The sequence below is a fragment of the Streptomyces sp. SID13726 genome (genome assembly GCF_010548375.1).
Taxonomy (GTDB): Bacteria; Actinomycetota; Actinomycetes; order Streptomycetales; family Streptomycetaceae; genus Streptomyces.
This window is the reverse complement of sequence record NZ_JAAGLY010000653.1, coordinates 1-410: the sequence shown is the minus strand read 5'-3', so window position 1 is coordinate 410 and position 410 is coordinate 1. Positions and strand designations below refer to the sequence as shown.

The window sequence follows — 410 nt, the reverse complement described above, 5'->3', positions numbered from 1 at the left end:
TCCGGGACCGGGCGCTACGTGCGCCTGCTCGGCACCGAGCGCGGCACCGGCTACGGCTACTCGCTGTGGGAGCTCCAGGTGTTCGGCACGCCCGGGACCGGCGGCGGCCCGGTCGACCCGGTCGACCCGGGCGACCCCGGCGACGACTGCACGACGAACGCCGCGCTCGGGAAGGCGGCGACGGCGTCGTCCGCCGAGGGTGCGTACGCCGCGGGCCTCGCGGTGGACGGCAAGGCCGACACGCGCTGGAGCAGCGACTTCTCCGACGCGCAGTGGCTCCAGGTCGACCTGGGCGCGATCGAGCCGGTGTGCGGCATCGAGATCGACTGGGAGGGCGCGTACGGCAAGGGCTTCCGCATCGAGGCGTCCGACGACGGCTCGACCTGGCGCACGCTGCGGACCGTCACCGA

Annotated in this window: 1 protein-coding gene; it reads left to right on the top strand. The window is 74.9% G+C overall.

Annotated features, from left to right (window positions below; all coding sequences use genetic code 11):
* Positions 1-410, top strand: a 410-nt coding sequence (locus tag G3I78_RS49610; protein WP_164437243.1) for a discoidin domain-containing protein, incomplete at both ends; no start/stop codon positions are given.